Here is a 23,357-nt window from a genome sequence, read left to right on the forward strand (position 1 = left end):
ACCAAACGTGGCACCACCCCTCGCGTGGCCCACCTCACACCTGCCACCGACGTTACTGCTGGGGGGTCCGCAGCGCCTCGGTAAGAGCGGGCAGCAGCAGCCCGATCTGCCACTCACGCGCGCCGAAGGCACGCAGCGCCTCCGCCACGGTGTCGTCGGTGATCTCCGCAGGTGGCTGCCACGCCAGCCGGCGGATCGAGTCCGGCGCGATCAGGTTCTCCGCCGGCAGCCGGTGCGCCCCGGCGGTACCGACCACCACCTCCCGGGACCGGGTCAGCCGACCCGCCGCCACCGGGTCGCGCTCGGCCCAGCGGTGCGGCGGCGGTGGCCCCTCCACCGTCGGGCTCACCGGCAGCGCGTCGTCCGGCAACTGGCGCGCGTCGTCGAGCGCCGCCAGCCACGTACGCGCCAGCCGCCGCACCGAGCGCCCACCGAAACCGGGGAGCGTGAGCAGCGTCTTCTCGTCCTTCGGGTCCAGCTCGGCGGCGGCCACGATGGCCGAGTCGGGCAGCACCCGGCCCGGCGCGGCGTCCCGGCGGGCGGCGATCTGGTCGCGCGCGTACCAGAGGGAACGCACCCGGGCCTGGGCGCGGGCGCCGCGTACCCGGTGGATGCCGGAGGTGCGCCGCCACGGCTCGGCGCGCACCCGCGGCGGGCGGGCGCCGTTGCGCACGAGCGCGTCGAACTCCTCCGCGGCCCAGCCGGACTTGCCCTGCCGCTCCAGCTCCTCGTCCAGCGCGTCGCGCAGGTCCACCAGCATTTCGACGTCCAAGGCCGCGTACGTCAGCCAGGACTCCGGCAGCGGCCGGCTCGACCAGTCCGCGGCGGAGTGGTGCTTCTCCAGGCTGAACCCGAGCAGCTGTTCGGTCAGCGCAGCCAGGCCGACCCGCTCGAATCCCGCCAGCCGGGCGGCCAGTTCGGTGTCGAACAGCCGGCGCGGGCGCAGGCCCAGCTCGGCCAGGCAGGCAAGGTCCTGGCTGGCCGCGTGCAGCACCCACTCGGTCTCGGCGATCGCCGCGTCGAGGGTGGACAGGTCGGGCAGCGGCAGCGGGTCGATGAGCGCGGTGCCGGCGCCGCCGCGGCGCAGCTGCACCAGGTAGGCGCGCTGGCTGTAGCGGTAGCCGGAGGCGCGTTCGGCGTCCAGGGCCACCGGGCCGGTGCCGCCCGCGAAACGGGCCACGACCTCGTCCAACTCGGCTGGTGTGGCCACCGGGGCGGGCGTGCCCTCGCGCGGCGCGGTCAGCGGGACGGCCGCGCCCGGCTCGGTCTCGGTCCCCGCGCCCGCCGGCTCCGGCAGGGCCGACGTCGGATCGGCGGAGACCTCTCCGGCACGGCTTTCGGCGGTCCGACGGCGCAGGGGTGGTTCGTCGGTCACCTGACAACCCTAGTAGGCCGGACGATCCGGTGTGCGCAGCCGGTCCGGCGCGTGTCGGCGCGGTGGCCGCGAGGTGTCCGGAACGAACCGGGTTGCGGGGCCGTGAGAGGGTCGGACAGCGGGGGAGACAAAGCCCGTTTCCGCCGGTACGGTCCATCGAGCCGCGAGCGGCGCACAGGGCCGACGACAGCGGTTGGGGGCGTCGGCGAAGCCGACGGGGAGGACGGTCGAGCATGACAGGCGGGTACGGAACCGGCGACGGCGTGCCGGGGCAGGGCGGTGACCCGACGGCCGATCGGCCGGGGCCGCTGCCACCGCGCTTCGACCCGCCCGGCGGTTCGGCTCCACTGTCCGGGTCGACCACGTCCGGGTCGGCAGCGGGCGGTAGCGGCGCGTCGTGGAGCGGCACCGGCGCCGCCGGCCACGCGGCGCCGGGCACGGGCTACCCGGCCACGTCGCCAGCCGCGAGCTACCCGGGACCGTCCGGGGCGAGCTACCCGGCGTCCTCGGGCACGAGCTACCCGGGGTCGTTGGGCACGAGCTATCCCGCCTCGCCGGGCACGAGTTACCCCGCCCCGTCCTCGGGCGCGGGTCATCCGGCGCGTGCGGCCGCGCAGCCGTCCGCCGGTTACCCGGGCCGCGCCGACGGGGCCGGGGCGTCGCCGTCGGCCGCCTACTCCGCGTCGTCGGGTGTCGCGACCCCGCCCGCGCCGTCCCAGCCGTCGTTCGGCGCGGTCCCCACCCAGCCGGGCCCGTCGTCGTTCGGCTCCGCGCCGGCCCAGCCGGGTCAGTCGTCCTTCGGCACGGCACCGGCCCAGTCCGCTGCCCCGGCCTACCCGGGCCAGGCTCCCGCCGGGTCACAGTCGTTCCCGGGCCAGCCGCCCTCGCCGTACGCGGACCGGCACTCCGGCGGCGGCTCGCCGTACCCGGGCCGGCCGGTCTCCGCGCCCGCCTATCCGGGCCAGCCGGTGTCCGCGCCGTCGTACCCCGGCCAGCCGCCGGCGTACCCGGGTCAGCAGGTCTCCGGCTTCGGCGCGCCGCTCGGTCCGCCGGAGCGCGCGGCCCGGCGCAGCCGGCTCGCGGTGGTGGCGCTGACGCTGGCCGCCGTGCTGGCGGTGGTCAGCGGCGTGCAGGCGTACCAGATCTACCGGCTCGACGACCGGCTTGCCGCCGCCGACAAGCGGATGGCCGAGGGGCAGGGTGCGGACGCCAGCCGGCTCGACGGCCTGGAGCAGCGCGCCGGCAGCCTGGAGAAGCAGGCCGGCGCCGCCTTCAACCCGGAGGCGGTGGCCAGCGCGGTGCTGCCGAGCGTGTTCCGGGTGCGGGCCGGGCAGTTCACCGGTACGGCGTTCGCCGTCGGCAAGGCCCCGTCCGGCGGCGGCACCACGCTGCTGACGAACTTCCACGTGGTCGAGTCGGTCTTCACCGCCGGTGAACGCAAGGTCTTCCTGGAGCGCAAGGACCAGCGGTTCGAGGCGACGATCATCGCCACCGACAAGGACAAGGATCTGGCGCAGCTGCGGACCACCGCCAAGTTCGCCGGTCTGGTCGCGGCCAGCGACCCGGTGCGGTCCGGCCAGCAGATCATCGTGGTCGGCGCGCCGCTCGGGTTGCAGGACAGCGTCACCACGGGCGTGGTCAGCGCGTTCCGCGAGGACGAGCGCGGCGGCGGCCCGGTGATCCAGTTCGACGCGCCCATCAACCCCGGCAACTCCGGCGGCCCGGTGATCAACGGGTCCAAGGAGGTCGTCGGCATCGCCACGGCCAAGGCCCGTAACGCCGAGGGCATCGGGCTGGCGGTGCCGATCAAGACCGCCTGCGACCGGTTCCGCCTCTGCTGACCGGTCGCCCACGCCGGTGTGGGCGACCGCGTCGCATCGACCCCGGCCCATCGGGCCACCCCGCGGGGGACCAGCTCATCTGGAGGAACGACATGTCCTACCCACCGGCCGGAGGCGACAACCCGCCCCCGGCGCCGGGGGGCACGGTCTACGGCAACGTGTACGGCAGCCGGCCCGCGCCCCAGCAGTACGACCCGAACCAGCCCGCGCCGACCCTGCACCAGCCCGCCGCGCCCGACGGTGCTCCCGGGTACGCCGGTTACCCGCCCGCCGCGCCGGGACAGCCGGGCTACGCGCCGGGCGCCGCTCCGGTGCCCCCGCCGATGTCGGCGCCGCCGGTCTCCGTACCGCCGGTCTCCGGCCCCGGCTACCCGCAGCCGCTGTCGGCCCCGCCGTCCTCGGTCCCGCCGATGTCCGGCCCCGGCTACGGGCCGCCGCCGATGTCCGGACCGCCCGGCGGCTACGGACCGGTCGGCGGCGCGCCCGCCGGCGGCGGCCGTAAGTGGGCCCCGCTGGTCCTCGGCCTCGTCGCCGCGTTGCTGTTCGTCTTCGGCGGCGTGATGACCTTCCTGTACGTCTCCACGAACGGCGAGCTGGACAAGTCCCAGCGGCTGGTCAGCCAGCGCGAGGGCACCATCTCGGCCAACCAGCAGGAGATCGAGAAGCTCAAGGGTGAGCTGAAGACGGTGCAGGAGCGGCTGTCGGACACCCAGCAGGACCTGACCGGCACCAAGAACGACCGGGACGAGCAGGCCCGGCAGAAGAAGGTCATCGCGAACTGCCTGGACAAGCTGACCACCGCCATCGCCGCGGCGTCGCGCGGCGACCGGGCCGCCTTCGAGGCGGCGAACAAGGGCCTGGACAAGGTCTGCGACGAGGCCGAGAACTACCTCTGACCGGCGTCCGCCGTGAGGCCGCCCCGCACGCGCGGGGCGGCCTTCGCGCGTCAACACAGGGGTACGCCGAGCGCGAACCGCCCCGGCCCGCCGCAACGGTCGTCGCGCGGGCGGCGACCCGTGGGCCGGTACGCGGCCCTCGCGAGCCGACGGGCGACGGTCAGGCGGCGCCGGCGGAGCGGCGGGGCAGCGCGGTGACGCCGGGCGGCGGCAGGCCGGCCGTCGAGGCCAGCAGCGTGCACCAGCCGAGCAGGTGCGGGCCCAGGTCGGCGCGCAGCGGCGTCCAGGAGGCGCGGATCTCGATGTCGCCGGCGGCGGGCGGCCCGGCCAGCGCACCGAACCGGGTGGAGAGCGTCTGCGTGACGGTGCCGCCGATCGCCCGGTGCCCGGCGCCCTGCGCGTCCAGCGCGTCGGTCAGCCAGGTCCAGCCGACGCCGGGCAGCAGCGGGTCGCTGGCCAGGTCGACCTCAAGCTCGGCGGTGACGTACGTGACCAGCCGCAACGTGCCCTGCCACGCCTCGTGCCCGGCCGGGTCGTGCAGCAGGATCAGCCGGCCGGTGGCCACCTCGTCGTCGTCGCGCATCACGGCGGCGGAGAGCGCGAACGCGAACGGGGCCAGCCGCTGGGGCGCGCCGACCTCCTCCAGGATGATCTCCGGGCGGGGTGTCACCGACCGCAGCCCCGCGACCGCGCGAGCGAACGTTTCCGGGAGCGCGATCGGGGGGGCCATGCGGGCAGCCTATGCCGCGCCCACCGTACGGCGCGCGACGGCGCGCCGGGTGATCGACGGTTAAGAAGGGGCCCTTCCTCTACCGGAGGCGTTAAGAGGGGGCCCTTCCTTCTACGTCACAAATGCGGACGGTGAGCGCGGGCGCGTGCCGGGGGCGTGGCACGATTGCCGCGATGACCACCGACACCACGGGCACTGCCGCCCGAGACGGAGAACCCCGCCGCGGCGGGCCGGCCGACTCGCCCTTCGTGCGCGCCTGCCGGCGCGAGCCGGGCCCGCACACCCCGGTCTGGTTCATGCGCCAGGCCGGCCGGTCGCTGCCGGAGTACCGCGAGATCCGGGCGAACGTGCCGATGCTGGAGTCCTGCCGCCGGCCGGACCTGGTCACCGAGATCACTCTCCAGCCGGTGCGCCGGCACGGCGTGGACGCGGCGATCCTGTTCAGCGACATCGTGGTGCCGGTCGCCGCGGCCGGTATCGACCTGGACATCGTGCCCGGCACCGGCCCGGTGGTGGCCGAGCCGATCCGTACCGCCGCCGACGTCGAGCGGATCAACCCGATCGGCCGCGACGAGGTGTCGTACGTGGACGAGGCGGTCCGCCAGCTCGTCGTCGAGCTGGGCGACACCCCGCTGATCGGCTTCGCCGGGGCCCCGTTCACGCTCGCCAGCTACCTTGTCGAGGGCGGGCCGTCGCGTACCCACGCCAAGACCAAGGCGCTGATGTACGGCGACCCGGACCTGTGGCACGCGCTGTGCTCCCGGCTGGCCGAGGTGACGCTGGCGTTCCTCCAGGTGCAGATCGAGGCCGGGGTGTCCGCGGTGCAGCTGTTCGACTCGTGGGCGGGCGCGCTCTCCGAGGCCGACTACCGCCGCTTCGTGCTGCCGCACTCGACGTACGTGCTCGGCGGGCTCGCTGATTCCGGCGTGCCGCGGATCCACTTCGGGGTGGGCACCGGCGAGCTGCTCGGCGCGATGGGCGAGGCCGGCGCCGACGTGGTGGGCGTGGACTGGCGTACGCCGCTGGACGTCGCCACCGGCCGGATCGGGCCGGACAAGGCGGTGCAGGGCAACCTGGACCCGGCGGTGCTGCTCGCCCCCTGGCCGGTGGTGGAGACCGAGGTGCGGCGCATCGTCGAGCAGGGCCGGGCCGCTCCCGGCCACGTGTTCAACCTCGGGCACGGCGTGCTGCCGGAGACCGACCCCGAGGTGCTGACCCGGGTGGTCGCGCTGGTGCACGAGCTGACCGCGCGACCGGAGCGCTAGGAGGCGACAGTGGTGCGACCGTGGCGGGTGGCGATCGTCGGTGGCGGGATCACCGGGCTGGCCGCCGCCGTCCGGTTGCGCGACAGCGCTCCCGAGGGCACCGAGGTCACCGTGTACGAGCAGTCCGGCCGCCTCGGCGGCAAGCTGTTCACCGGTGAGCTGGCTGGCGGGCCGGTCGAGTTCGGCGCGGAGTCGTTCCTGATGCGCGACCCGGCCGGTGGCGAGTCGGCGGCGGTGACGCTGGCCCGGCGCCTCGGCCTGGCCGAGGAGATCGTGCACCCGACCGTCGGGCAGGCGGCCCTGCTCGTCGACGGCACGTTGCGCCCGGTGCCGGGCGGCACGCTCGTCGGCGTACCCGGGGATCTGGAGAAGGTGGCGGCGGTGGCGCCGCCGGCCGCGGACGCCGACCGCGACGCGGGCGGGCCGCTGCTGGCAGACGGTGAGGACACCTCGGTCGGTGAGCTCGTCCGCAAGCGTCTCGGTGACGCGGTGGTGGAGCGCCTCGTGGACCCGATGCTCGGCGGCGTGTACGCCGGGCGGGCCGACGACCTGTCGCTGGTGACCACGATGCCGGCCCTGGCTCGCGCGGCATGCGTCGAGCACACGCTGGTCGGTGCGGTACGCGCCGCGCAGGCCGCCGCGCCGCGCGCGCCCGGCGCACCCGTCTTCGGCACCCTCGCCGGTGGGCTCAGCACGCTGGTCGAGGCGGCGGCGACGGCGAGCGGGGCGACGATCCGCCGGGGCGCCGCGGTACGCGAGCTGCGCCGCACCCCGGCCGGCTGGCGGCTCACCGTCGGGCCGACCCGCGACGCCGAGCACGTCGAGGTCGACGCGGTGGTACTCGCGGTGCCGGCCCGCCCGGCCGCCCGGCTGCTCGCCGCCGCCGCGCCCGAGGCGGCCGACACGGTCGGCGCGCTCGACTACGCCAGCGTCGCCCTGATCACCCTCGCGCTGCCCGGCCCGGCCCTGCCGGAGCTGTCCGGTTTCCTGGTGCCGGCCGGCGAAGGGCTGACGATCAAGGCGTCCACGTTCTTCACCACCAAGTGGGGGCACCTGCGGCGGCCGGACGGGCTGGCGCTGGTGCGCGCCTCGGTGGGCCGGTACGGCGACGAGACGTCGCTGCAGCTCACCGACGACGACCTGGCCGACACCGTGCACCGGGAGCTGTCGGCGGTGCTCGGCGCGCCGCTGCCGGCTCCGGTGGCCCGGCACGTGCAGCGGTGGGGCGGCGCGCTGCCGCAGTACACGCCCGGGCACACCGCCCGGGTGGCGGCGGTCCGGGCGGCGCTGCGCGCCGCCCACCCGACGCTTGCAGTGGCCGGGGCCGGTTACGACGGCGTCGGCATCCCGGTGTGCGTCCGCTCCGGCGAGACGGCGGCCGAAGAGATCATCACGGCACTGGAAGGATCGGCAGCATGACCGAGCAGACCAACGCGGCGCGGCTGCGGGAGCTCAACGAGACCATCCGCTACACCATGTGGTCGGTGTACCGGGCCACCAGCCCGCTGCCGTCGCTGCGGGAGAACGTCGTCGACGAGGTCGAGTCGCTCTTCACCGAGCTGGCCGGCAAGGACGTCACGATCCGGGGCACGTACGACGTGGCCGGGCTGCGCGCCGACGCCGACCTGATGATCTGGTGGCACTCGTCGTCCAGCGACGCGCTCCAGGACGCGTACCTGCGGTTCCGCCGCACCACGCTGGGCCGGGCGCTCACCCCGGTCTGGTCGCAGATGGCGCTGCACCGCCCGGCCGAGTTCAACAAGAGCCACATCCCGGCGTTCCTGAACGACGAACAGCCGCGCGCCTACCTGTGCGTCTACCCGTTCGTGCGCTCGTACGAGTGGTACCTGCTGCCCGACGCCGAGCGGCGCGAGCTGCTGGCCGAGCACGGCAAGATGGCCCGGGGCTACCCGGACGTGCGGGCCAACACGGTGGCGTCGTTCGCGCTCGGCGACTACGAGTGGATGCTCGCGTTCGAGGCCGACGAGCTGCACCGGATCGTGGACCTGATGCGTGACCTGCGCGCCTCCGGCGCCCGGCGGCACGTGCGGGAGGAGATCCCGTTCTACACCGGCCGCCGCCGCTCGGTGGCCGACATCGTCAACTGCCTGGTGTGAAAGGAAGGGCCCCTTCTTAACGCCTGCGGTAGAGGAAGGGGCCCCGCTTAACACCCCAGCGGGTGTCGAGCAGGGCCCCGACCGAAGGGACAGCCGTCAGGCGGTCGTCGTACAGGACAGGGTGCCGGGCACCGGGTTCGTCGCGCCGGCCGAGCCGGTGAAGCCGAACGAGGTGCTCGCACCCGCCGCGAGCGTGCCGTTGTAGGCGGCGTTGCGTGCCGTGACGAGCGTTCCGCTGCTGGTCACCGTGGCGTTCCACGCCGAGGTGACCTGCTGGCCGTTCTGGTAGTTCCAGCTCACCGACCAGCCGCGGATCGGTGAACCGCCGTTCGTCACCTTCACCTCGGCCTGGAAGCCGCCGCCCCACGAACCGGTGATCGAGTACGTCGCGGTGCAGCCGCCGGCCGGGTTCGGCGTGGTCGGGGGCGGGCTGGTGGGCGGCGTGCTCGTGGGCGGCGTGCTGGTGGGCGGGGTGCTCGTCGGCGGGGTGCTGGTGGGCGGCGGGGTGGTCGGGCCGGACCCGCCGAAGTCCACGTCACTGCACAGGTAGTAGGACTGGTCCAGGTGGCTGGCCTGCCAGATGGTGTAGACGATGTGCCGGCCGGTGCGGCCCGGCGCGTTCGCCGGGATCTGGATGGACACGCCGTCCACCTCACGCGTCCACTGGCTCGCCGGGGTGTTGCCGATCTGGCCGACCAGTTCCAGGTCGCTCCAGCGCAGCGGCGAGGTGAGCGCGTTGAAACCCTGCTTGGTCGCGTACACCCGGATGTAGTCGGCGCCGTGGCTGGCCTGGTCGAAGAACTTGACCCGGAAGTTGTTGGTGACCGGCACGGTCTTCCAGGCGCCGACGGTGTCGAGCGCGTTGTAGCGGCCGCTCTGGGTGCGGCCGCCGCTGCACAGCTGCCCGTCCGGGATGGCGCCCTGGTGGTTGCCGGCCACGCCCTCGCGGAACAGGCCGTTCCAGTTCCACATGGCGTTCGGGTCGGCCTGCCACGCCTGCCAGCACATCGGGTCCTGGGTGGCCATGGCCGGGTTCTGGAAGTCACCGCCCCAGCGCTGCCAGCAGCTGTAGGCGCGCGAGGCCGGGTCGACAACCGACCCGTGCGCCGAGGCCGGACCGGAGAACGCGGTGGTGAGCAGCGCCGCGACGACCGCGCAGACGGCGAGGATCGCCGCCGCGAGCGGTAACGGGCGGCGGTACGGAGTGGACATGGAAAGCCTCCGGGATGGGTGTCGGTGCACGACGCCCGGACTGTCGGGAGTTGCCCTCTCCCGCGTGGCGGCTCCGCCCGCACGTTGCCACAAAAAGTGACAAACGTCAATGAGTCGGGTTGCGGCGCATCGGCGTGTGCGGGATGCCGTCCTCGACGTAACCGGGGCCGTCGACCGCGAAACCGAGGCCCGCGTAGAAGCCCACGAGGTGCGTCTGCGCGTCGAGCACGCACGGCCGGTCACCCACCACGGCCAGGGCCTCGGTCATCAGCGCGCCGGCCAGGCCCGCGCCGCGGGCCGCCGGCGCCACCACCACCCGCCCGATCCGTGCCACGCCGCCGGGGTCGGCCAGGATCCGCAGGTACGCCACGACGGCGCCGTCGCTGGTCAGCCACAGGTGGCGGGTGCCGGGCTCGACGTCCCGGCCGTCCAGTTCCGGGTACGGGCAGGACTGCTCGACCACGAACACGTCGATGCGCAGCCGGAGCAGGTCGTGGAAGGTGCGGGCATCCAGGTCGGCGAAGCCGGCCAGGTGGGACTCGACGGGCATCGGCCCAGGTTAGGCGGCGCGTCTCCGGCCGGTCGTGCGCACCCCGGGCGCGCGCCGGGCCGACGTGGTTCGGCGTGCCGGCTCCGCGCGCCCGGGCCGGCGCGGCTCAGCCCTCCGAGGCGCGCAGCCCGGTTGCGGTGGCGGTGAGGGCGCGATCGAACCAGGTGCCGGTGTCGGCCGCCGAGCGGGTCCACACCGCGACGCACTGGGTGACCCGGCCCCGGTGCAGGCAGCCGTACCGGTGCGGGAAGCGCGTCCCGTCGGACAGGGTCATGGTGGCCGACACCACCCGGCCCGGCATGCCCACCCCGGCGGGCAGGTCCTCGGCGGTGTGACCGGCGGTCACCTGTCCGTCCTCCTCGTCGCGCTCGCACGCCTCCAGCACGCCGAAGATCTGCCGTACGGCGTCTGCCGCGGTCGGCTCGTCCGGGTAGACCACCGTCTCCTGGGCGACCTCGACGAACTCGCCGGCCGGGGTTCCCTCCGGCGTGCCGAAGACCCGGGTCGAGACGACGAGCCGCCGGTCGAGCAGGGGCAGCGGGCGACCGCAGGCGACGCCGTCGGAGTCGAGCTGCTCGCTGGCGTACTCGGGATCCTCGGCCAGGCCGGCCAGGTTGCCGGTCGCGGCGTACCGGTCGCGCAGCGCCTCGGCGGCCCCGCCGTCGGTGGGTGAGGGCGCGGCGAGGGCCGGCGCGGGGCCGGTGGCAGCGCCGGGCTCGGTGGCGGAACCGCAGCCGGCGAGGCCGGCGACCAGCGCCGCCGTGATGATCAACCGTCGGGACACCGGAGGGATGCTAGACGGAGATCGACGCCTGTTGCGCCCCGGGGAGCGCTCGCGTCAGGCGGGGCGGGCGCCGACCGCGTCGCGTACCTCGGCGCCCTGCTCGCCCTCGACGGCGCGGGCGCAGTGGGCGCAGCAGAAGAAGCGGCCGGAGACCTCGACGCCGTGCCCGACGATCTTGATCTGGCAGTGCTCGCAGATCGGCGCCATCTTGTGCACCGCGCACTCGAAGCAGTCGAACGTGTGCCGTGCCCCGTCGACGGTGCGCACCTCGAACGCCATCCAGTAGTCGTTACCGCAAACCTCGCAGGTTGCCATGCGAAACCCCCCGAAAACGGACCTGTCATCCGAGAGTCGCGCAGACGACACCATCGGGCAACCGGAACGGGCGAACCTGATCCGGCCCTACGGCGAGTCGCTCCCGGCGTGTCGCGCGTTGACTGATGTGACCGCCGAAAATCCCCGGAGGATTCGTGATCAAGCGCAACAAGCTCTTCGGCAACCAGACCCGGGTGACGTTCTCGCTGCCCCGGGACACCCCGGCCGGCACGGTCAGCGTGGTCGGCTGCTTCAACGGTTGGGAGCCCGGCCGGCACGAGCTGGTGCCGCGCCGCGACGGCACTCGTACCGTGACGGTCCGCTTGAAGCCGGGGGAGTACCGCTTCCGCTACCTGGCCACCGGCGGCGTGTGGCTGGACGACGAGGCCGCCGACCGGGTGGATGAGGCCGGCGGCCTGCTGCGGCTGTGACGCCGCCGTCAGCCGGCGCTGGGCTCCAGCCGCACCGAGATCGAGTTGACGCAGTGCCGGGTGTCCTTCGGAGTGAAACCTTCACCCTCGAAGACGTGCCCGAGGTGGCTGTCGCAGCGCGCGCAGCGGATCTCGATACGGCGCATCCCGAGCGTGTTGTCCGGGATCTCCTTGACCGCGCCCGGGATGGCGTCGTCGAAGCTCGGCCACCCGCAGTGCGAGTCGAACTTGTCCTCGCTGCGGAACAGTTCCAGCCCGCAGGCCCGGCAGTGGTAGACGCCGGGGGTCTTGGTGTCGACGTACTCACCGGTCCAGGGCGCCTCGGTGCCGGCCTCGCGGAGCACCCGGAACTCCTCGGGGCTCAGCCGCACGCGCCATTCGTCCTCGGTACGGGGCAGTTCGTTGTCGGAAAGACTCACCCCTTCACGGTACGTCGGCTGTCGGTGGCATCGCATATGGTCGCGTGATGGCGGGCAAGGGCACGGTCGAGGAGATCGAGGTAGCCGGGCACACGGTGCGGCTGAGCAGCCCCGACCGGGTGATCTTTCCCCAGCGGGGCTTCACCAAGGCCGACGTCTTCCGCTACTACCTGGCCGTCGGCGACGGGATCATGCGCGCCCTGCGGGACCGGCCGACCACGCTCCAGCGCTTCCCCGACGGCATCGAGGGGGAGATGTTCTTCCAGAAGCGGGTGCCGCAGCGGGGCGTACCCCCGTGGGTCCGCACCGCGCGGATCGCCTTCCCCAGCGGCCGTCCGGCCGACGAACTGTGCCCCGCCGACCTGGCGCACGTGGCCTGGGCGGCGCAGATGGGCACCGTCGTGTTCCACCCGTGGCCGGTGCGCGCCGCCGACACCGACCGCCCCGACGAGCTGCGCGTCGACCTCGACCCGCAGCCGGGCACCGACTTTGCCGACGCGGTGACCGCCGCCGGTGAGCTGCGCGGCCTGCTGGACGAGCTGGGCGTGCCCGGCTGGCCGAAGACCTCCGGTGGCCGGGGCGTGCACGTCTACCTGCGCATCCAGCCGCGCTGGACGTTCGTGGAGGTACGCCGCGCCACCATCGCGCTGGCCCGCGAGCTGGAACGACGCCGCCCCGAGCTGGTCACCACCGCCTGGTGGAAGGAGGAACGGGGCGAACGGGTCTTCGTCGACTTCAACCAGACGGCGCGGGACCGCACCATCGCCTGTGCGTACTCGCTGCGCGCCAACGCCCGCGCCACCGTCTCCACCCCCGTCGACTGGGACGAACTACCCCAGGTCGACCCGGACGACTTCCACCTGGGCACGGTGCCGGCCCGGTTCGCCGAGCGCGGCGACCCGCACGCCGGCATCGACGACACCCCGTGGGACATCACGCCGCTGCTGGAGTGGGCCGAGCGGGATGCCGCAGATGGGTTGGGCGACATGCCGTACCCGCCGGAGTACCCGAAGATGCCCGGTGAGCCGAAGCGGGTCCAGCCGTCGAAGGACCGCGACCGCCCTCGCCCCTGACGCTCGCCGCGCTCACGCCGCGCACGGGCCGTCATGGTCGTTGAGGTGGCCGCACCGGCCGGCGCCGTCGAGCCGGGCGTCGCACCAGACCCGGGTACGCACGAACTGGCTGTCCTCCTCGCTCAGCGTGGTCTCGCCGAAGTCGATGACGGTGACGTGGCCGAGCGAGTCGCGCAACGTCACCGCGAGGGCAGCCGCCTCGTCGGCGCTGGTCAGCGTGGTGGGCAGGTGGATGATCCAGCGCTGTGCCGTCATCGGGGCCATCCGCCCGGCGGGGCGTCCGGGTCGCGGAGACGGCAGGCGCGATGCTGGGACTGCCACTGCCGCAGCGCCTGGCGGACGCGCTCGGCCTCGGTCCGCGTAGTGACCAGCTCACGGCTCAGGCGTTCGAGTTCGTCGGCCACCCGGTCGAGGTGGTCGCGCACCTGGGTGGGGTCGAGGCCGCGCCAGCGCCGGTCAAAGAAGGCGGCGCGGACGTGGTGCGGGAGCAGGCGTTCCCCGGTCACGTAGATCACCGCGCGGGCGCCGTCTGCTCGGCGACGAGCGCGCGGATCTGCCGGTCGGTGAGCCCGCGCTGGTCGAGCACCCGCCGGCCCCAGCGGTGCAATCGGCACGGGTGGGGCGCCCGGTCGTTGCGACAGCGCGGTCCCTCGGGCCACTGCTCGGGGGCGTGCACGGTGATCGCCCGGACCGCGAAGGCGACATCCTCGGCGGTGACGTAGGGCGGAAGCGGAATGTCGCCGAGGATACGATCGATCGAGTCCATGGCTCTCCTTTGTGGATCGACGCCGGGTGCGGGGACGGATGCCGGGATGAGGTTTCGGGGAAAGGCATCCGTCCCCGCGAAACCCGCCGCGTCCCCGGCGGGCACCACAATGGTCAATTCACCTCTGGCCCGGGGCAATCTTTCGCGGCAGAATGCAGACCAAGGGATGAGGTGCCTTACGCGACAACACCAAAGGAGATGACGTGGACGACTCGGGAAGCACCGTCCCGCGTAGGCAGCTCGGCAGATATCTGAGAGAACTTCGCGAAGGCGCGCACGTCACGGTGACCGCGGCGGCCAAGGAACTGGAATGGTCGGCGCCCCGGATCTGGCGTTACGAAACGGGCCAGGTGCCGATGCACCCGAACGACGTGGAGGCCATGTGCCGCGTTTACGGCGCGTCGCGAGAAACCATCGAAACCATGCGCGCTCTGGCCCGGGAAACCAAGGCGCACGGTTGGTGGCACAGCTACGGGGAGGCAATCAAGGATTGGTTCAAGCTGTACGTGGGCCTGGAAGCCGCAGCGACGAAGATTCGCCACTACGAAACGAATCTCGTGCCGGGCCTGCTGCAAACGGTCGAGTACATGACCGAGGTCATCGCCACCGACAACCCGCAGTTGAGTGAGCACGAGCGGCAGGCCAAGGCTCAGGTTCGACTGCGGCGACAGCGCTTGCTGGCGCGTGCGGTGCCTCGGGCTCCCTATCTTGATGTGATCCTCAACGAGGCGGTGCTCCGTCGACCGCTGCACGACCGGGCGGCGATGGGTAGGCAACTCGATGCCCTGCTGGTGGCGAGCCGGCAGTACAACGTCCGGATTCGGGTGCTCCCACTGAGCGCTGGGCTCTACCGCTGGGCCGCAGCGGGAACCTTCACGATGCTCGACTTCCCGACCGAAGTGCGTGAGCCGGAGCCGACCACCATCTACATGGACGGCCCTTGCGGTGCCGCCTACCTTGACAAGGCCCACGAGATCCAGACCTACGAGGATGCCTGGCGCTCGATCGGCGAGCGGGCGCTCGATGCGGACGGGTCCCGTGAGCTGATGACGACGATCGCTAAGGAGATGACCGATGGGACGTGACGGGGTATGGCGCAAGTCGTCCCGATCCGGCGGTGAGGGCAACTGCGTCGAAGTTGCCGGTTTCGCCGACGCGGTTGGCGTGCGGGACACCAAGGATCGGCAGGGGCCGGCGCTGAGCTTCGACCCGACGGCCTGGACCCGGTTCGTCAAGGCGGTTCGCATGGGCTGGCTGGCCGACCACGGCTGAGCTGCAGCAGCGGGTGGTGCCGGAGTGCCGGCACCACCCGCTGTTCGTGTGGGTCGGGCAAGGTAGCGAGCCCGCGAAACTTAGCCAGGCGGCCCCCGAGGTTGCGGGTGGGCGTAACTCTAGTGCGGTTGGCCGCAGGAGCGTTTTGAATTACTTTTCATCTCGAGCAAGTTCGAGGCTGCGGGTTTAGGGGGTGCTGATCGACTCACTCGTGATTTTACGAGCCGCCTCGGTCTCTCCTGGCCTTTTCTCTTTGCAGCCGCATCCGCAGCGCCTTGTAGTACGTGTCGTACGGTGTGCTGAGAATCTTCTTGTGTAGATCCTGAGATATTAGCGCATCGCCTGATTCGTCGGTGATGGAGCCCAATCCCGTCTCGGACAGTACTTCGTATGCCATCAGATATGCTTCGACAAAGTCTGTAGGTCGATGCTCTGCGCAGTCGCGCGCTTGTCGCAAAAAGTCAAGAATTCGGCCGGCCTCGTTGATTGGATCGCTTTGCCTGTCTGCTAGGTTCATCGAGTTTACGACGCCGGCCGCAAGGAGCGTAATGTATGCGCTGTATTCGGGTTTTCTGAAGCGCTGGAAGTACCTATTCTCCGACTCGGGATAGACCCTTGCGCCCTCTTCTCGTCCTCGCTGACCAACTCCGCTCAGCACGAATAGTGCTGAGAAGATTTCTTGTGACATCTCCTCGTGCTCGTATACGACATCTAGTACCGCTGTGAGGAGACTGCTGTAGTTGTTGTCAAAAATGTTGGTCGGCCGCGTGCTGAAAACACCCTTATATAGCGCTTTGGTCTCCTCGTAAGTCACCTGAGTGCTGCTGATGGTTGCAATTAAATCATTCACGCCGTGCGCGGCGTCCGGTTGAACCGATACGCCCATGCGAGCGGCGGCCCTCTGGACCAGTTGAGGTCGCAAGTACTTTGCGAGATCTAGGTCAATCTGCCGTACCCGGTTCTGATAATTCGCAGAGCGTGCGACCTCCCATAGATCGTCCGACTCTACTACCTTTACGGGTACGAGCACCTCAGTGCCGACAACTTCTCGCCTGGTAACTAGGCACATCGTTGTTTGGCAGCCATTCACGATTGATGCATTCTCTAGCCTTAAGGCGCCTGCCTTTGTCTTGCGGACCCGGCTTGCTCGAATCGTTATGCCATTATTTCTTTCCAGCATTCGCTCCGGCTGCTCTTCTACCGTCTTTACGATCCGCCGATTGACTGACTCGCGTTCCTGATTTCGTCCTAGGCCCAAAAATGTTCGGATGTTCTCGAAAAAGAGTCCGTCTCCATGCGTATCGTAGAGACGGACCAGTTCCGCTCCGGCGACGATTCCCAGTCGCACTGTTCGGTACTCAAGCCATTCGGATGCTGCCTGAATCTCAAATTCGGCAGGCACCTCGAACGCCTTGCGATAGGTGGACTTTAGGGTGCGAAGAATTTCGGTTCCGTCAACGAAGGTGATTCTTCCTTCGTCTGTCAGCCTGTCAAAGAATGGCCGAGAGCTCCGGTGTGAATCCTTGTATAGCCGCATCAAGTTATCGAGCTTGGAGGCTGTGACTATCAGGTACTTGGGGAGGGTTGCGTCGATTGAACCCGGAACGTCGAAAAGCGTGTACTGCCGCGGTTTTTGCTTCGCCGTGAATTCTGCCTCATAGCTTTCAAACTGGCTAATTACGGCGTCTATCTCTTCAGTTCTGCGCATTCGGAACTTTGACTGGACTAGAAGCTGTTGACCGATCTCGTTGGCAGCAGTCAGGATATCAACGCCTTTGTCGTGACTCAAGCGCGAGTTCAACTCGAAACCGTCGAAGCCGTTCGTGGCCGGGTTCCATGGCAGGACGGCTAGCGCGAAACTGACGAAACGCAAGCCCTTGCCGTGGGAGGTTTCGTCAATGAGTTGCTCGTCAAGATGGGTGGAAAAGGCGTCGTAGTCCGCCAGCCAACCGGGGAGGGCCTGGTCCTGCCTGCTCATCATGATCCTCCGTCAGGAGATCGACTGTTCTAGCGATGGGTTTGCAGGCCCAGCAGCTTAGCTGCGTTTTTTGTCCTCGACTGTCTGGAGCAGTTGAGGGCCTTGTCGTGTTGTCCGGTCTGCCGGCGAAGGTCCCCTTTTCGTGCGGGAGGGTGCGAACGGGGTGGTCAGGGCCGGCGGTCGCCGCCGCAGCGACCGAAGGCTTGCCTTGCCCACAAGCAGCCACCAAGGTTGCCGACGACCGGGAGGTTCCGGTGGGCTTCGCTGAGCTGCACGGTCACGTGACATGCGTCTACCGGGGTCCCTCCGGTCCCGGGGTTGGAAGGGGACCGATAACGATCATGTAACGGGCGCGAACCTTTTCGTGGGCGTCACTGCTCTCTCTCGGCATCGGCCCGCCGGGGCCAGGAGAGGACGTCGGATGAAGCTGGTGTGGAGGCGGGCGGTAGAGGCCCGTGGGCTGCTGCTCGCCGCCGCTGTCGCGGCACTCGTCGCGGTCGCGTTGGTCACCGGGCTCTCCGACTACAACCGCCGGGCGGTGGACGCGGGCGCCCGGGCGGTGCTCGACGCCGCCCCGGCGGAGGAGCGCAGCCTGCTGATCAGCGGCTCCGGTGGCGCCGACGCCGCCGCGTACGCCGAGCGGGACCGGGCGGTACGGGCACAGTTCGCGAACGGGCTGGGCGGGGCGCCGGTCACGGTGGCCGGGATCCGGTCCGGCACCGGGCGGGAGCTGACCGGTGACGTGGGCGCCGCCCGCACCGACGACGACCCGATGTTCGCCAACCTGGCCACGCTCGACGACCTGCCGGCGCACGCCGAGCTGACCGCCGGGGCGTGGCCGGTGCCCGGCAGCAACCCGCTGCAGGTGACGTTGCCGGAGACGGTGGCCGCGCAACTGAGCCTGGAGGTCGGCGAGCGGGTGCCGCTGTACGACCGGGGCGCGGAGCGGGCCAGCACGGTGGTGATCGCCGGCACGTGGCGGCCCCGGGACGTGACCGAGGCGTACTGGCGGCTCGCCCCGGGGGTGGGGGAGAGCCAGGGCGACGCGGAGGTCAGCTCGTACGGGCCGTTCGCGCTCGACCCGGCCGACTTCGCCCGTACCTTCCCCGGCTCCAACTCGGCGGCCTGGCTGGTGGACCCCGACCTGGTGGCCGTCGAGCCGGCCCGGTTGCCGGCCGTCACCACAGCGCTGAACGAGATCACCGAGAAGCTGCCCGAGGCCACCGGCCTGGGCTCCTCGACGCAGCAGGTCAGCCACCTGGACCGGCTGGTGGACCGGCTGGGCCGGGCCGACCTGGTGGGCCGCTCCGCGCTGCTCACCCCGCTGCTGCTGATCGTCGTGCTCGGCGGGTACGCGCTGGTGCTGGTGGCCGCGCTGCTCAACGAGGACCGGCGGGCGCAGACCGCGCTGCTGCGGGCCCGGGGCGCCGCACGCCGGCAGATCGCCGGATTCGCCGTACGCGAGGCCACGCTCGTGGTGGCGCCGGCGCTGCTGCTGGCTCCGGCGCTGACCGGGCAGGCGGTCCGGTATCTCGGCGCGGACCTGCGGCTGGCCGACGGTGACCTGGCCCGGGTCTGGGTGGTCGCGGTGGGCGCGGCGGTCGGCTGCCTGCTCGCCATGGTGCTGCCGGCGTTGCGCCGGGCCGGCACCTACGTCGCCGACATGGCGGCCCGGTCCCGCCCGTCCCGCAGCGCTGCCGTGCAGCGCGCCAGCGTGGACGTGGTGCTGGTGGCGCTCGCCGTGCTCGCCTGGACCCAGTTGCGGCAGTACTCCTCGCCGCTGGCCGGCGCGAACGGCAGCCTCGGCATCGACCCGCTGCTGGCCGCCGCGCCCACGATCGGCGTGCTGGCCGGCGCGGTGATCGCGCTGCGGCTGCTGCCGCCGACCACCCGGATCGCGGAACGCTTCGTCGACCGCCGGCCGTGGAACGCCACCATGTTCGGCATGTGGCAGGCGGGGCGTCGCCCGCACGCCGGCCCGGTGCTGCTGCTCGCGCTCGCCGTCGGCGGCAGCACGCTCGCGTGGTCGCTCGTCGCCTCCTGGGAACGCTCGCAGCGCGACCAGTCGCAGCACACGGTCGGCACGGACCTGCGGCTGACCGAACGGGACGGCACTGCCCCGGCCGACCGGGCCGCCCAGCTGGCCGCCGTGCCCGGGGTCGACCGGGTGCTGCCCGCCTGGCGCGACGACGTGCGCCTGGGCCGCGAGGCCCGGCCGGCGACGGTGGTGGCCCTGGACGCCGCCGCCGCGAAGGGGATGATCCGGCTCGACGACGCCGACGGCGGGGCGTCCACCGCGGCCCTGCTGGACCGGCTCGCGGACGGCCGGGCCGAACCGGTCGGCGGTGTCCTGCCGGCCGGGGCGAAGACGTTCTCCGGCACCGTCCGCACTCCAGTGGAGAGCATGTACGACCGGCCGCGCGTCGCGGTGACCGCGCTGTTCGCCACCGACGCCGGGGCCACCTGGCGGGTCCGGCTGGCCGAGGCCGGCGGCGAGGGGCGGCCGGTGCGTTTCTCCGTGCCGCTGCCCGACACCGGCGGCGCTCCGCTGCGTCTGACCGGTTTCGAGGCCGACGGCGGCGACGCCACCGGCAGCTCGTACCGGCTGCTGCTCAGCGACATGCGGCTCACCGACGGCGGCGGCGCGGCGCTGCCGTTGCCGGTGGAGGGGGCCTGGCGGGTGATCGACCCGGGCAGCGGGCCACGCCGGGACGCCCGGGCCACCCCCACCGAGGTGGACGCGACGCAGGGCTTCGACGTGCCCGCAGGGCTGTTGCAGTTCGCCCGGGTGCCCTCGTCCCGGTTCGCCGTGGTGCCCATGGCCGAGGACCCGCCGGTGCCGGTGCTGATCACACCGGGGGTCGCCGCCGCGCTGAGCGTGAAGACGGGTGACACCGTCAAGCTGTCGGTCTCCGAGGTGACGGTGGAGGCCACAGTGGTCGGCCAGGTCGCCGCGATCCCCGGCACCGGTGGCGACGGCGTGCTGCTGGACCTGCCCACCGCCGGCACCCAGTTGCTGGAGCGCAGCGGAGGCGTACGGCCGGTGGCCGAGTGGTGGCTGCGTACCACGCCGGGCGGGCATGCCGCCGCGACCGAGGCCCTCGCCACTGTCGGCGGCACGGTGCTGCTGGACCGGCAGCGCGTGGCGGAGGAAGCCGCGGGGGACCCGTACTGGCAGGGCGCCCGCACCGGGCTGCTCGCCGCCGCGCTCGGGTCGGTGCTGCTGGCGCTGGTCGGCCTGGCGGTCGACGTGTGGGCCACGACCCGGCGGAGGCTCACCGAACTGGCCGTGTTCAACACGCTCGGCGCGAACACCCGGCTGCTGGCCCGCGCCTACCTCGCCGAGCAGGGCTTCCTGGCCGCGATCGGAGTCGGCGTCGGGCTGCTTGTCGGCGCCCTCGTCGCGGCCACCATGGTGCCGCTGGTGATCCTCACCCCGGCCGCCGGACGGCCGGTGCCCGAGGCGGTCTTCACAGTGCCCTGGGTGCCGATCGGGGCGACCGCCGCCGGGCTGCTGCTCGCCGCGCTCGCCTTCGCCGCCGTCATCACCACCGGCATCCGCCAGCGGGTCGCCGCCGCGCAGCTCCGGATCGGAGGAGAACGATGAGCCTTCCTGGTGCCGCGCGCCGGGTCCGCGCATACGGAGGGCAGTTCCTGCTGCTCGCCGTCCTGACCCTGGTGACCGCGCTGTTGATCACCGGGGTGCCCCGGGTCGCCGACCGGCTGACCGGGCAGGGGCTCACCGAGTACGTCGCCGGTCAGCCGGTGGCCCGCCGGGACCTCACGTACAGCACCGCGCCGGACGTCGTGCCCGCCTCGGAGCAGCCCGTCGTCGCCAGCCGGGGAGCCCTGCTCGCGGCGGTCGAGGAGAAGATGCCCGCCGAGGTGCGCGACACGATCGGCGAGCGCTGGTTCGCGGCGCAGACCGTACCCGGGCGGTTGCGCGGTCCGACCCTGAGCGACGACAAAGGGCTGATCGACCTGCACCTGCGCGCCGGCACCGGCATCCGGGAGGCGGCCACCCTGGTCGACGGGCGGTGGCCGGAACGCGGTGTCACCCCGGCCGGCGCGATCGAGGAGACGCTCGCCGAGACGATCGCCACCAGGCTGGGCGTCGCGGCCGGCGACAGGTTCCGCCTCTCGCTGCTGGACGGCGACAACAACGTGCTCAACTCCCGCCCGGTCGACCTCGTCGGCGTGTGGCGGCCGAACGACCCGGCCGGCGGTGTCTGGGACACGCTGCCGTCGATGCTGAAGCTCAGCCCGCCCGAAGGCGACGGCGACCCGTTCGTGGCCGTTGCGTACACCGCCGACGCGGGCCTGAACTCGATCACCGCCCGGAAGTGGCCGGTGACCTTCGGCTGGCGGTACCGGATCGCCCCGGACCGGCTCGAACCGGGCCGCCTCGACGCGTTGATCGCCGGTGTCGACGGGCTGGAGCGAGCCCTGCCCACTGAAGTCAAGATGACCCTCAGCCAGGGCGCGGACATCCCGCTGCGGCGCTTCGCCGACTCGCTGGCCGCCGCGCGTACCCTGCTCGCGGTCATCGCCGCCGGGCTGCTCGCCACGCTGGCCGGGCTGACGCTGCTGGCCGCCCGGCTGGCCGCGCGCCGCCGCCGCGCCGAGTTCCACCTGATCCGGGCGCGCGGCGGCTCGACCGGTGACGTGCTGCGGCGCGGTCTGGCCGAGTCGGTGCTGGTGCTGCCGGCCGCGGCCGGGATCGGCTGGCTGCTCGGCGGGCTGCTGCCCGGCACCGGGTCGCCGTGGCTCTGGGTGCTGATCGCCGGGCTGCTGGCCACGCTGTTGCCGCCACTCGCCGCGCTCGCGGTCGGCCGCCGCGCCGGTGGCCGCTCCGACCTCGGCGGCCGGTCGCCCGCCGTCCGGCTCACCGTCGAGGTGGCGGTGCTCGGGCTCGCCGTGCTCGGCGCGTTCCTGCTGCGCCGCCGCGGGCTCACCGCCGGTTCGGTGGATCCGCTGCTGGTGTCCGTGCCGGTGCTGCTGGCGATCGCGGCGGCGCTGGTGGCGCTGCGCGCGTACCCCTGGCCGTTGCGGCTGCTCAGCCGCGTCGCGGCCCGGGCGCGCGGCAGCGTCGCGTTCCTCGGCGCCGCCCGCGCGGGCCGGGCCGCGAGCACCGGGCCGCTGGTCGTGGTGGTGCTGGCCGTGGCCACCGCCGCGTTCTGCGGCGTGGTGGCGACCGGCATCGAGACCGGCCGGGACACCGCCGCCGCCCAGGCCGTGCCGGGTGACCTGCTGGTACGCGGGGAGCGCTTCACGCCGGACACCGCGGAGAAACTGGCTGAGCTGCCCGGGGTACGCGCTGTCGCGCCGCTGCTCACGGTGCCGGCCGAGCGCCCGTACGCCGACCGTGCCGGCCGCCCCGCGCCGATCACCGAGCTGCGCGTGGTGCTCGTGGACGGGCAGCAGTTCGCCGAGGTGGCGCGCCGGGCCGGTGTACCGGTGAGCGTGCCCGACCCGGTACGGGCCCGCGCCGACGGGAGCACGCCGCTGCCGGCGCTGGTGTCCCCGGCGGTCGCCGACGAGCTGGCCGACGCCGGGCTCGCCGACGCCCAGGGTGACCGGCCCGCCTGGCTGGACGTGCAGGGCAACCGGCTGCCGGTGCGGACCGCCGCCACCGTCGACGAGTTCGCCCTGGTCGACAAGGGCGTACGCCGGTTCGTGGTGCTGCCGTGGCCGGCGTTGCCGGCCGACGCGCCGCACCAGCTCGCGCCCACCGGGTTCGTGCTGGCCGGCGCGGGCGTGGACGCCGCCGAGGTGGACCGGGTCGCGCGTGAGGGGCAGAACCGCTACCTGCGCATCGGCGGGGTCGAGGCCGGGGACAAGGCCCGCGCCCCGGAGGTCACCACCCGCTCCGCTGTCCGCGCCGACCTGGGCGGCACCGGCGTGAACGGCCTGCTGGTGTTCGGCTTCGCGCTCGGCGCCGGGGGCGGCGCGGTGCTGGGGCTGCTCGGGCTCGCGCTCGCGGTGCTCGCCGGGGCCCGTTCGCGCGGGCAGGTGCTGTCCCGGCTGCGCACCATGGGCCTGTCCCGCCGGCAGTGGCGCGGCATGCTGATGGTCGAGCTGACCCCGCTGGTGCTGGTGTCGGTGCTCACCGGGGCGGTCGTCGGCGCGTTGCTGCCGCTGCTGCTCACGCCGGTGCTCGGGTTGCCCGCGTTCACCGGCGGCGTGGACGTACGCCCGCGTTTCGAACCCGGCCTGGTCGCCGGGGTGTCGGTCCTGGCCATGGTGGCCCTGGGCTTCGCGATCGCCGTGGAGGCCGTGAACAACCGCCGGATGCGCCTCGGTGAGGTGCTGCGGCTCGGAGAGGAGAGCTGA

Annotated in this window: 22 protein-coding genes; 11 read left to right on the plus strand and 11 right to left on the minus strand. The window is 72.6% G+C overall.

What is annotated here, in order from left to right; genetic code table 11:
• Positions 1-52 precede the first annotated feature (52 nt).
• Positions 53-1,375 carry a ribonuclease D gene (locus MicB006_RS08165; RefSeq protein ID WP_116504986.1) on the minus strand — a complete coding sequence of 441 codons (1,323 nt, stop codon included), beginning with the start codon at positions 1,373-1,375 and terminating at the stop codon, positions 53-55.
• Between the two features lie 530 nt (positions 1,376-1,905).
• On the opposite strand from MicB006_RS08165, the gene MicB006_RS08170 reads away from it, so the two are divergent.
• Together MicB006_RS08170 and MicB006_RS08175 are read left to right on the plus strand one after the other, a co-directional pair.
• The gene (locus tag MicB006_RS08170) at positions 1,906-3,216 is read left to right on the plus strand and encodes a S1C family serine protease (RefSeq protein WP_225980793.1); all 1,311 of its coding nucleotides are present in this window, start codon (positions 1,906-1,908) and stop codon (positions 3,214-3,216) included.
• Between the two features lie 92 nt (positions 3,217-3,308).
• Positions 3,309-4,112, plus strand: coding sequence for a hypothetical protein (locus MicB006_RS08175; RefSeq protein WP_116504990.1), 804 nt, complete (start codon positions 3,309-3,311; stop codon positions 4,110-4,112).
• A 160-nt stretch (positions 4,113-4,272) separates the two neighbouring features.
• Here the strand turns inward: MicB006_RS08175 and MicB006_RS08180 are convergent, their stop codons facing one another.
• Positions 4,273-4,842, minus strand: a complete 570-nt coding sequence (locus MicB006_RS08180; protein WP_116504992.1) for a DUF3000 domain-containing protein — start codon at positions 4,840-4,842, stop codon at positions 4,273-4,275.
• Positions 4,843-5,015: 173 nt separating this feature from the next.
• On the opposite strand from MicB006_RS08180, the gene hemE reads away from it, so the two are divergent.
• Genes hemE through hemQ form a run of 3 tightly spaced genes read left to right on the plus strand, consistent with a single transcriptional unit; the run spans position 5,016 to position 8,224 of the window.
• Entirely contained in the window at positions 5,016-6,107 is a 1,092-nt protein-coding gene (gene hemE / locus MicB006_RS08185) for a uroporphyrinogen decarboxylase (protein ID WP_192900204.1), read from the plus strand.
• Between the two features lie 9 nt (positions 6,108-6,116).
• A complete protein-coding gene (gene hemG / locus MicB006_RS08190; RefSeq protein ID WP_116504996.1) occupies positions 6,117-7,526 on the plus strand; it encodes a protoporphyrinogen oxidase in 1,410 nt (469 codons plus the stop codon).
• A complete protein-coding gene (gene hemQ / locus MicB006_RS08195; RefSeq protein ID WP_116504998.1) occupies positions 7,523-8,224 on the plus strand; it encodes a hydrogen peroxide-dependent heme synthase in 702 nt (233 codons plus the stop codon). Before hemG ends, hemQ begins: the two co-directional genes overlap by 4 nt.
• Before the next feature lie 96 nt (positions 8,225-8,320).
• On the opposite strand, the gene MicB006_RS08200 is transcribed toward hemQ, so the two are convergent.
• From MicB006_RS08200 to MicB006_RS08215, 4 genes are all read right to left on the minus strand, one after another.
• Positions 8,321-9,436, minus strand: coding sequence for a lytic polysaccharide monooxygenase (locus tag MicB006_RS08200; RefSeq protein WP_116505000.1), 1,116 nt, complete (start codon positions 9,434-9,436; stop codon positions 8,321-8,323).
• Between the two features lie 106 nt (positions 9,437-9,542).
• Positions 9,543-9,986, minus strand: coding sequence for a GNAT family N-acetyltransferase (locus tag MicB006_RS08205; RefSeq protein ID WP_116505002.1), 444 nt, complete (start codon positions 9,984-9,986; stop codon positions 9,543-9,545).
• A gap of 106 nt (positions 9,987-10,092) precedes the next feature.
• Complete coding sequence (locus MicB006_RS08210) at positions 10,093-10,770, minus strand: hypothetical protein (RefSeq protein WP_116505004.1); 678 nt, start codon at positions 10,768-10,770, stop codon at positions 10,093-10,095.
• Between the two features lie 54 nt (positions 10,771-10,824).
• Entirely contained in the window at positions 10,825-11,085 is a 261-nt protein-coding gene (locus MicB006_RS08215; protein ID WP_116505006.1) for a Prokaryotic metallothionein, read from the minus strand.
• Positions 11,086-11,240: 155 nt separating this feature from the next.
• Between MicB006_RS08215 and MicB006_RS08220 the strand changes: the two genes are divergently transcribed.
• Complete coding sequence (locus MicB006_RS08220) at positions 11,241-11,516, plus strand: isoamylase early set domain-containing protein (protein WP_030503018.1); 276 nt, start codon at positions 11,241-11,243, stop codon at positions 11,514-11,516.
• 8 nt (positions 11,517-11,524) lie between these two features.
• Here the strand turns inward: MicB006_RS08220 and msrB are convergent, their stop codons facing one another.
• A complete protein-coding gene (gene msrB, locus MicB006_RS08225) occupies positions 11,525-11,935 on the minus strand; it encodes a peptide-methionine (R)-S-oxide reductase MsrB (RefSeq protein WP_030503019.1) in 411 nt (136 codons plus the stop codon).
• 47 nt (positions 11,936-11,982) lie between these two features.
• On the opposite strand from msrB, the gene ligD reads away from it, so the two are divergent.
• Positions 11,983-13,008 (plus strand): non-homologous end-joining DNA ligase, encoded by a 1,026-nt coding sequence (gene ligD, locus MicB006_RS08230; protein ID WP_116505008.1) that lies wholly within the window; start codon positions 11,983-11,985, stop codon positions 13,006-13,008.
• Positions 13,009-13,020: 12 nt separating this feature from the next.
• Here the strand turns inward: ligD and MicB006_RS08235 are convergent, their stop codons facing one another.
• From MicB006_RS08235 to MicB006_RS08245, 3 genes are read right to left on the minus strand one after another with little or no spacing between them, the layout of a single operon-like run.
• Positions 13,021-13,272 (minus strand): hypothetical protein, encoded by a 252-nt coding sequence (locus MicB006_RS08235; protein WP_104114386.1) that lies wholly within the window; start codon positions 13,270-13,272, stop codon positions 13,021-13,023.
• Positions 13,260-13,523, minus strand: coding sequence for a DivIVA domain-containing protein (locus MicB006_RS08240; RefSeq protein WP_116505009.1), 264 nt, complete (start codon positions 13,521-13,523; stop codon positions 13,260-13,262). The genes MicB006_RS08235 and MicB006_RS08240 overlap by 13 nt, the downstream gene beginning before the upstream one ends.
• Positions 13,520-13,774: a hypothetical protein gene (locus tag MicB006_RS08245; protein ID WP_116505011.1), complete on the minus strand. Its 255-nt coding sequence runs from the start codon at positions 13,772-13,774 to the stop codon at positions 13,520-13,522. The genes MicB006_RS08240 and MicB006_RS08245 overlap by 4 nt, the downstream gene beginning before the upstream one ends.
• A 203-nt stretch (positions 13,775-13,977) precedes the next feature.
• On the opposite strand from MicB006_RS08245, the gene MicB006_RS08250 reads away from it, so the two are divergent.
• Both MicB006_RS08250 and MicB006_RS08255 read left to right on the plus strand, forming a co-directional pair.
• A complete protein-coding gene (locus MicB006_RS08250; RefSeq protein WP_116505013.1) occupies positions 13,978-14,859 on the plus strand; it encodes a helix-turn-helix transcriptional regulator in 882 nt (293 codons plus the stop codon).
• Positions 14,849-15,046: a DUF397 domain-containing protein gene (locus MicB006_RS08255; protein ID WP_116505015.1), complete on the plus strand. Its 198-nt coding sequence runs from the start codon at positions 14,849-14,851 to the stop codon at positions 15,044-15,046. The genes MicB006_RS08250 and MicB006_RS08255 overlap by 11 nt, the downstream gene beginning before the upstream one ends.
• A 217-nt stretch (positions 15,047-15,263) precedes the next feature.
• On the opposite strand, the gene MicB006_RS08260 is transcribed toward MicB006_RS08255, so the two are convergent.
• Positions 15,264-17,024: an AIPR family protein gene (locus MicB006_RS08260; RefSeq protein WP_161565913.1), complete on the minus strand. Its 1,761-nt coding sequence runs from the start codon at positions 17,022-17,024 to the stop codon at positions 15,264-15,266.
• Positions 17,025-17,445: 421 nt separating this feature from the next.
• On the opposite strand from MicB006_RS08260, the gene MicB006_RS08265 reads away from it, so the two are divergent.
• Together MicB006_RS08265 and MicB006_RS08270 are read left to right on the plus strand one after the other, a co-directional pair.
• Entirely contained in the window at positions 17,446-20,631 is a 3,186-nt protein-coding gene (locus MicB006_RS08265; protein WP_116505019.1) for an FtsX-like permease family protein, read from the plus strand.
• Positions 20,628-23,357, plus strand: a complete 2,730-nt coding sequence (locus MicB006_RS08270; protein WP_116505021.1) for an FtsX-like permease family protein — start codon at positions 20,628-20,630, stop codon at positions 23,355-23,357. Before MicB006_RS08265 ends, MicB006_RS08270 begins: the two co-directional genes overlap by 4 nt.

This window comes from Micromonospora sp. B006 (assembly GCF_003408515.1).
In the GTDB taxonomy this organism is placed as follows: domain Bacteria; phylum Actinomycetota; class Actinomycetes; order Mycobacteriales; family Micromonosporaceae; genus Micromonospora; species Micromonospora echinospora_A.